Below are 8,411 nucleotides of genomic sequence, written 5' to 3' on the forward strand. Positions count from 1 at the left end.
GCCGTGTCCGGCCCCGTGGCCCTTGGCCTCGGCTCTGCCCGTGCCCTTGCCCTCGCCCTTGCCCTTGCCCTTGCCCTTGCCCTTGCCCTCGCCGCTGCCCTTGCCTCTGCCCTTGCCTCTGCCGTTGCCGCTGCCCTTGCCTCTGCCCTTGCCTCTGCCCTTGCCTCTGCCCTTGCCTCTGCCTCTCTCTGCCCTCGCCCGCAGCAGCCTCGCCCACCGATCGCGAATATCGTCCGACGATACCTGCCGCGTTGCGCTACCATCGCAGCACCCGTCGAGCCATGCGTGCCGGCCGCGGGCGGCGCCTCCGAGAGCGGGCGCCACCGACCCACAACGACAACAGACGGGCCCGGCCCGACCGCACACGATGCTTGCCAATCTCGTCACGCGCCTGCGCGACCGTTTCGGCAAACCGCCGACCCCGCAGGCGTTCGCCGAACGCCTGATCGCCACGCTGCACGCATCGGGCGACACGCGCACCTGGCGCCACGAGGACGAGAAGGGCTGTCTCGTCCAGTCGGATGTCCCGTCGAACATCATCAACCTGCACAACCTGTTCCGCGACTACGCGGCCGCGAAGCCGTCCGAGCGCGACACCGTGCTGAAGCGCCAGGCGAACGCGATGTTGCAGCACGAGATCCCGGCGGATTTCGCCGCCGCGCGCGCCAGGCTGCGCCCCGTGATCCGCAGCGCGACCGAGCGCTGCGTGACGGCGCTGCAAACGGCCGGGCAGTTCGGCATTACGGAGCTGGCGTTCCGGCCGCTGTGCGAGAACCTCGAGATCGGCATCGCATACGACGGCGAGTTCAACATCGCGCGCCTGCCGACCTCCACGCTCGACCAATGGGGCGTCTCGTTCGACGAAGCCTGCGACATCGCGATCGACAACCTGCGGGCCGAATCGTCGACGCCGTGGGCCGCGCTGCCGAACGGGGTATTCGTGTCGCAATTCGACGACTCCTACGACGCGGCGCGGCTGCTGCTGACCGACCTGCTCCACCGGCAGCCGATCGCCGGCGCGCCGGTCGTGATGGCGCCGAACCGCGCGGTGCTGCTGCTCACCGGCGACCGCAATCCGGCCGGGCTCGCCGCCATGGTCGACCTCGCCGAACAGGCGCAGGCGCAGCCGCGCGCGCTGCCGCCGCTGATGCTGCGCTGGGACGGCGCCGCCTGGCAGCGCTTCGTGCCGGCAGGGCTCGAAGCGAAGCTGCATGCGCTGCGCATCGGCGAGCTCGCGGGCGACTACCAGGATCAGCGGATGCTGCTCAACGACGTGCATGAGCGCGACGGCACCGACATCTTCGTGGCGACCTACTCGGTGTACAAGCGCCAGGACGGCAGCCTGTTCAGCGTCGGCGTGTGGAGCGACGGCGTGCCGTCCCTGCTGCCCGAGACGGATATCGTCGCGCTCCATCGCGAGTCGACCGGACAGTCGGCCTACGTGCCGATGGCCGAGCTGCTGCGCACCTGCGGCGACCTGATGACGGCCACCGGGCATCACCCGGTGCGCTATGAAGTGAAGGAGTTTCCGGACGACTCGCAGTTCGCGGCGCTGCTGGCGCGGTTCAGCGAAGCCTGATGCCGATGCGCGTTCGCGCGGGGCGCGCCGGCAGCCGGCCACGGGAATGGCCGGCCGCCGGGCGATGCAGATCGGGAATGGAAGCGGTCAGATGCCCGCTTTCGGTGCATTCAGGATCAGGCGAAGGCCGAGCAGCGTGATCGCGCCAGCGGCGACGCGGTCGACCCACTTCTTCGCGCGCAGGTAGAGCTCGCGCGGCCGGCGCGTGGAAAAGCACAGCGCGACGATCGTGTACCAGCCGAATTCGACGCCGAACACGAGTGGCGGCAGCGCCAGATAGCACCACAGCGGCGGATGCTGCGGGAGCAGCGCCGCGAAGATGCTGCCGTACCAGATCGCCGTCTTCGGGTTGCTGAGCTGGGTCGTGAGGCCCGTCCAGAACGACTTGCGCGCGCTGCCGCCGGCCATCGCCTGCGGATCGTCCATCGCGATCGGCCGGTCGGCGCCGCGCCAGATCTTCGACGCCATGTAGATCAGGTACGCGCCGCCCGCCAGCTTGAGGCCCACGTACAGCCATTCGACGGCCTGCAGCAGCGTATAGAGCCCGGCCAGCGCGACGCCGCCGAACACGATGCCGCCGATGCCCATGCCGAGCGCGGTGGCGAGCCCGTCGCGGCGCGACAGACCGATCGAATTGCGGGCAACCAGCACGAAGCTCGGGCCCGGAATCATCGCGCCGAGAAACAGCGCAGCCAGGATGGCGAGTACGGCAGCCGATGCAGTCATCGAAGTCTCCTTGGTGAGCGACGCCGAATCGCCGACGCCTGCGTGTCGTTTCCGACGGTCGAAGCGACGATTCTGGCACGCTTCACGCATGGCCGAAAGCCGCCTCTCACTGCTATGCTGGCCCTCTTTTCCGTCATTCGCGCCGCCACCCATGATCGAGATCCGCGCCGCCCACTATCCCGACGACGCCCGCGTCGTCGAGGCGATCTTCCGCGAGTACATCGCGAGCCCGACCGTCAGCCTGGAATTCCAGGACTACGAGCCCGAGATCGCCGCGCTGCCCGGCAAGTACGCGGCGCCGCGCGGGCTGCTGCTGCTCGCCTGGCACGGCGAGCGCGTGGTGGGCTGCGCGGCGTTTCGCGAGATCGACGACACGACGTGCGAGATGAAGCGCGTCTACGTGCGCCCCGAAGCGCGCGGGCTGAACGTCGGCCGCCAGCTCGTCGAACGGCTGCTGCACGACGCGAAAGCGGCCGGCTACGCGCGCATGTGCCTCGACGTGCTGCCCGAGTTCGTCGCGGCCCGGAAACTGTATGCATCGCTCGGCTTCACGCCTGCGCCGCCGGTCGCGTTCAATCCGGTGCCGGGCACCGAGTTTCTCGGGCGGGACCTGTAACCGCCACGCCATCGGCACCTCTTTCTTCCTTTCGACCGGACACCCCGTCATGCGCGTTTCCCGCCTGCCCTTCGTGCTCCTCCCGCTGCTCGCCGCGTTTTCGTTCAACGCCCGCGCCGGCGACCTGCCGAAATCGATCGCCGCGCAGTTGCCGCCCGGCTACCAGCCGCTGCTCGCGCATGCCGGGCCGGAGCTCGACAACGGGCGTCACAGCTTTCTCGTCGTCGTGCATCGGGCGGTCGATACGCGCGAGCAGCCGTCGCCGCGTCCGCTGCTGATCTTCGAGGAGCAACCGGATCACGCGTTCCGGCTCGTCGCGCGCAACGACCAGGTCGTGCTGCGCGCGAACGAAGGCGGCCAGTGCGACCCGTTCGATCCCGAAGACGCCGCCGACAACGGCTTCGCGATCAAAGGCCGCTATTTCACCGTGCAGAACTTCGTCGCGTGCGGGCAGCACTGGAGCGACTACGTGACGTTCCGCTACGACCCGCACACGCACGGGTGGCTGTTTTCGAGCCGCATCGTCACCCAATCGTTTCCGCTCGACGACCAGCCCGACCACGTCACCGTCACGCGCGCCGACGCGCACCGGCCGGTGTCGTTCGGTCAGTGGCAACGCAAGGACTGACGCGGCCGGGGCAACACGCTGCGGCCGGTTGCATCGCACGCCGGCCGGCGCGGGCACGGCCGGACGCAGTCACATCCCGCTTCTCCCGCACTCGCGAGCACACGCCAACAGGGCTACCATAAGCGCTCGCCGTCGCGCGACCGTGCGCCGGCCCCGCACGCGGCTCGTCCGCACGCGTTCCCTCGCTGCACCCGCACAGGAGGACGTCATGACGCAACACTTCGACGCGATCGTCATCGGCACCGGGCAGGCCGGGCCGCCACTCGCCGCGCGGCTGTCCGCCGCCGGCATGAAAGTCGCGATCATCGAGCGCGGCCGCTTCGGCGGCACCTGCGTGAACACCGGCTGCATCCCGACCAAGACACTGATTGCGAGCGCATACGCCGCGCACCTCGCGCGGCGGGGCAGCGAATATGGCGTGTCGGTCGGCGGCCCCGTCACCGTCGACATGAAAGCCGTGAAGGCACGCAAGGACCAGATCTCCGGCCGCTCGAACCAGGGCGTCGAGCAATGGGTGCGCGGCCTCGCGAACACGACCGTGTTTCAAGGCCACGCCCGCTTCGAGCGCGCCAACACGGTGCGCGTGGGCGACGCCCTGCTCGAAGCGGAACGCATCTTCATCAACGTCGGCGGGCGCGCGCAGGTGCCGGCCATGCCGGGCCTCGACACGGTGCCGTACCTGACCAACTCGACGATGATGGACGTCGACTTCCTGCCCGACCATCTCGTGATCGTCGGCGGCAGCTACGTCGGGCTCGAATTCGGCCAGATGTATCGCCGCTTCGGGTCGAAGGTCACGGTCGTCGAGAAAGGCTCGCGCCTGATCCGCCGCGAGGACGAGGACGTGTCGCAGGCGGTGCGCGAGATTCTCGAAAACGAAGGGATCGACGTGCAGCTCGATGCGACCTGCCTGAGCGCACGACGCGACGGCAACGGCATCGCGGTCGGGCTCGACTGCGCAGGCGGCGGCCGCGAGGTCGCGGGCTCGCACCTGCTGCTTGCGGTCGGACGCGTGCCGAATACCGACGATCTCGGGCTCGACCGCGCGGGCGTCGCAACCGATGCGCGCGGCTATATCGAGGTCGACGAGCAATTGCGCACGAACGTGCCCGGCATCTGGGCGCTCGGCGACTGCAACGGGCGCGGCGCGTTCACGCACACCGCGTACAACGACTACGAGATCGTCGCGGCCAACCTGCTCGACAACGATCCGCGCAAGGTGTCCGACCGCATCACGGCATACGCGATGTATATCGATCCGCCGCTCGGTCGCGTCGGCATGACGCTCACGGAAGCGAAACAGACAGGCCGGCGGTTGCTCGTCGGCACGCGCCCGATGACGCGCGTCGGCCGCGCGGTGGAAAAAGGCGAGAGCCAGGGTTTCATGAAGGTGATCGTCGACGCGGACAGCCACGCGATCCTCGGCGCATCGATCCTCGGCGTGACGGGCGACGAAGTCGTGCACGGGATGCTCGACGTGATGGCCGCCGGTGCACCGTACACGACGATCAGCCGCGCGATGCACATCCATCCGACCGTGTCGGAGCTCGTGCCGACGCTGCTGCAGGACCTGCATCCGGTCGAGTGACGGGTAACCACGCGCGGGGGTCGCATCGGTGGCGAGCGGTATGCGAAGATGGCCGCTCGCCACGACACCCGGGAACGCCATGGACCGCCTGCAAGCGATGCAGATCTACGTACAGATCGTCGAACGCGGCAACTTCACGCAGGCCGCCGACGCGCTGCAACTGCATCGGCCGGCCGTGACGAAAGCCGTGCAGCAGCTCGAACAGGAACTCGGCGTGCGGCTGCTGAACCGCAGCACGCGGCGCGTCAGCGTGACTGCCGAAGGCGAGGCGTTCCATGCACGCTGCGTGCAATTGCTCGGCAGCATCGACGACGCGTTCGCGTCATTCCCGAAGCAGCGGGCGATACCGAAAGGCCGCTTGCGGATCGACATCGCGCTCGCGCTGGCGAAGACGGTCGTGATTCCGGCATTGCCCGATTTCCAGCAGCGCTATCCGCAGATCGAGCTCGTGCTCGGCGCGAGCGACCAGCCGGCCGACCTGATCGGCGAAGGCATCGACTGCGTCGTGCGGGTCGGCAAGCTGAAGGATTCGAGCATGGTCGCGCGCACCGTCGGCGCGGTGCCGATGGTCACGTGCGCGTCGCCCGCCTATGTTTCGCGCCACGGTTTGCCGCGCACGCTCGACGACCTTCGTGCCCATCGCGCCGTCAACTTCTTTACCGGCAGCAATCGCAAGGTGCTCGAATGGACGTTCCGCCCGCACGGCGAAACCGTCTCCGTGAAGCTCGCGAGCAGCCTGCTCACGGACAACTCGGAAGCGCTGCTGTCCTGCGGGCTGGCCGGCCTCGGCATCGTGCATGCGTTGCGGCCCGCGCTGCAGCCGAGCATCGACTCGGGCCAGCTGATCGAACTGCTGCCCGGCGTGCCGGCGGAGCCGAAGCCGGTGTCGGTGCTGTACCCGAACCGCGCGCATCTGTCCGACAAGGTGCGCGCGTTCATCGACTGGCTGACCGAGCTGTTTGCGCGGCGTTATCCGGCGTAGAACAGGTGTGCGCCGATTGTTATTCTTCGAATAACAATCAATGATCGGGTCGCGCGTTTATCCGGCGCGGGTACCCGCCTACAGTGCTCCTTCATCGACACCCGTTCATTGAAGGAGCTCTCCATGTCCCGTATCGTTCGTTTCCACCGCGTCGGCGGCCCCGACGTCCTGCAGATCGACACCGTCGACGTGCCCGCGCCGGGCCCCGATGAAATCCAGCTGCGCGTGAAGGCAATCGGCCTCAATCGCGCGGAAATCATGTACCGCAGCGGCGAATACACGTTCATGCCGCGCTTCCCCGCGTCGCTCGGCTACGAGGCATCGGGCATCGTCGCGGCGGTCGGCCGCAACGTGACGGCGTTCGTCGAAGGCGATGCGGTGAGCGTCGTGCCGGCGTTCTCGTTCGCCGACTACGGGATGTACGGCGAGGTCGTCAACGTGCCCGTGCATGCGGTGGTCAGGCATCCGGCAAGCCTGTCGTTCGAGGACGCCGCCGCGACGTGGATGATGTTCGTCACGGCCTGGGGCGCGTTGATCGAACTCGGCGGCCTGCAGCGCGGCGACGCGGTGCTGATCGGCGCCGCGTCGAGCAGCGTCGGGCAAGCGGCGATCCAGATCGCGAACCACGTCGGCGCGGTGCCGATCGCACTGACGCGCGGCGAATCGAAACGCCAGGCGCTGCTCGAAGCAGGTGCGACGCACGTGATCGTCGGCAGCCCTGCCGACCTGCCGCAGCAAGTGGCGGACCTCACCGGCGGCGCCGGCGCGCGCCTCGTGTTCGATCCGGTCGGCGGCCCGGACGCGGCGAACCTGCTGCGCGCGCTGGCCACGAACGGCACGTACTTCCAGTACGGCGCGCTCGACACGCGCGACATCCCGGTGCCCGTGATGGACCTGCTCGCGCGCCACCTGACGCTGCGCGGCTACGAGCTGTTCGAGATCACCGGCGACGCGCAGCGGCTCGAGCGCGCGAAGCGCTTCATCATCGACGGGCTCGCAGCCGGTGCGCTGAAACCGCTGATCGATCGCACGTTCGCGTTCGACGACATCGCCGACGCGCATCGCTACATGGAAGCCGGCGCGCAGGTCGGGAAGATCGTCGTCACGGTCTGAACGTTGCAAGGCGGGCATGCCGTTCGCCAACGACGGCACGCCCACCGCCCGCCGCGCGCTCAGCTTTCGAAATACCGAGGCCGGTCGATATCGGCCAGCAGCCCCGGCTGCGTCGGCGCCCAGTCGAGCGATGCACGCGTGCGCTCGCTCGTGGCCGGCGCATCCATCCCCGCGAACATCGCGAACCAGCCGAAGTGTTCGCCGGCCTCGTCTGCCGTTTTAGCGACGACCGGCACGTTCAGCCGCCGCCCGATCACTTCCGCGATGTCCCGGAACCGCACGCCCGTATCGTCGACCGCGTGATAGCGCGCGCCGGCCGCGCCGCGTTCGATCGCGAGCCGATAGACGCGCGCCGCATCGAGCCGGTGCACGCCCGGCCAGCGGTTGCCGCCGTCGCCGAGATAGGCCGATGCCCCCTTCTCCCGCGCGAACGCAATCAGGCGCGGCACGAACCCGTGATCGCCGTCGCCGTGCACGGACGGCGGCAGGCGCGCGACCGACACATTCACGCCGCGCGCTTCCAGCGCGACCGCGGTTGCTTCGGACGCACGCGGGTAAGTCGACGACACCGGCACGTGCGGATCGTCTTCCGTCGCCGCGCGACCGGGTGCGACGAGCGCGAGGCCCGACGTGACGACCAGCGGCCGCGCCGAACCCGCGAGCACCGCACCGATCGTCTCGATCGCATGACGGTCGAGCTCGCAGTTCTGCGCGAAGCGCGAGAAGTCGTGATTGAATCCCGTATGGATCACCGCATCGGCGGCTTCGGCGCCGCGCGTGAGGCTGTCGAGATCCTCCAGCGACCCGCGATGGACGTCGGCGCCCGCCGCCGCGACCGACGCCGCGGCCGCATCGGACCGCGCGAGACCGAGCACCGAGTGCCCGGCGGCAATGAGTTCGGCCACGACGGCAGAGCCGACGAACCCTGACGCTCCAGTAACAAAGACACGCATGTTCAACACCTCCGGATGGCATGGAGGCTTACTATCTGTCGACGGCCGCTCGCGGTGAAGTCGTGACGGTTTACCGGTAAACGAACTAACAGGATATGGCTGACGCCCCCGACAACCTGCTCGGCGCGTACCTGCGGGACCGCCGCGAGAAACTCGACCCGGCCGCGCTCGGGCTGCCGGCCACGCGCCGCCGCACGCCGGGCCTGCGGCGCGAGGAAGTCGCTCA

Annotated in this window: 8 protein-coding genes and 1 pseudogene; 7 read left to right on the forward strand and 2 right to left on the reverse strand. The window is 68.9% G+C overall.

Annotated features, from left to right (window positions below; all coding sequences use genetic code 11):
• Positions 1-367: 367 nt before the first annotated feature.
• Entirely contained in the window at positions 368-1,579 is a 1,212-nt protein-coding gene (locus tag G3N93_RS28870; protein ID WP_206134495.1) for a hypothetical protein, read from the forward strand.
• A gap of 87 nt (positions 1,580-1,666) precedes the next feature.
• On the opposite strand, the gene G3N93_RS28875 is transcribed toward G3N93_RS28870, so the two are convergent.
• On the reverse strand, positions 1,667-2,305 hold the full coding sequence (locus G3N93_RS28875; protein WP_011356053.1) for a LysE family translocator: 639 nt from the start codon (positions 2,303-2,305) through the stop codon (positions 1,667-1,669).
• Positions 2,306-2,456: 151 nt separating this feature from the next.
• Between G3N93_RS28875 and G3N93_RS28880 the strand changes: the two genes are divergently transcribed.
• The 5 genes from G3N93_RS28880 to G3N93_RS28900 all read left to right on the forward strand — a co-directional run bounded on the left by G3N93_RS28880 (position 2,457) and on the right by G3N93_RS28900 (position 7,232).
• Positions 2,457-2,921 (forward strand): GNAT family N-acetyltransferase, encoded by a 465-nt coding sequence (locus tag G3N93_RS28880; protein WP_174938480.1) that lies wholly within the window; start codon positions 2,457-2,459, stop codon positions 2,919-2,921.
• Positions 2,922-2,970: 49 nt separating this feature from the next.
• Positions 2,971-3,549: a hypothetical protein gene (locus G3N93_RS28885; RefSeq protein WP_206124153.1), complete on the forward strand. Its 579-nt coding sequence runs from the start codon at positions 2,971-2,973 to the stop codon at positions 3,547-3,549.
• Positions 3,550-3,757: 208 nt separating this feature from the next.
• Positions 3,758-5,137, forward strand: a complete 1,380-nt coding sequence (locus G3N93_RS28890) for an FAD-containing oxidoreductase (RefSeq protein WP_174938476.1) — start codon at positions 3,758-3,760, stop codon at positions 5,135-5,137.
• Between the two features lie 79 nt (positions 5,138-5,216).
• A complete protein-coding gene (locus G3N93_RS28895) occupies positions 5,217-6,119 on the forward strand; it encodes a LysR family transcriptional regulator (RefSeq protein ID WP_174938474.1) in 903 nt (300 codons plus the stop codon).
• Between the two features lie 123 nt (positions 6,120-6,242).
• Positions 6,243-7,232 carry a zinc-dependent alcohol dehydrogenase family protein gene (locus G3N93_RS28900; protein WP_206134496.1) on the forward strand — a complete coding sequence of 330 codons (990 nt, stop codon included), beginning with the start codon at positions 6,243-6,245 and terminating at the stop codon, positions 7,230-7,232.
• A gap of 59 nt (positions 7,233-7,291) precedes the next feature.
• Here the strand turns inward: G3N93_RS28900 and G3N93_RS28905 are convergent, their stop codons facing one another.
• Positions 7,292-8,185, reverse strand: a complete 894-nt coding sequence (locus G3N93_RS28905) for an SDR family oxidoreductase (RefSeq protein ID WP_206134497.1) — start codon at positions 8,183-8,185, stop codon at positions 7,292-7,294.
• Between the two features lie 95 nt (positions 8,186-8,280).
• Here G3N93_RS28905 and G3N93_RS28910 point away from each other — a divergent pair.
• Positions 8,281-8,411 (forward strand): annotated as a pseudogene (locus tag G3N93_RS28910) (transcriptional regulator); the annotation flags it as partial.

Source organism: Burkholderia sp. Se-20378 (assembly GCF_017104665.1).
Lineage (GTDB): Bacteria > Pseudomonadota > Gammaproteobacteria > Burkholderiales > Burkholderiaceae > Burkholderia > Burkholderia lata.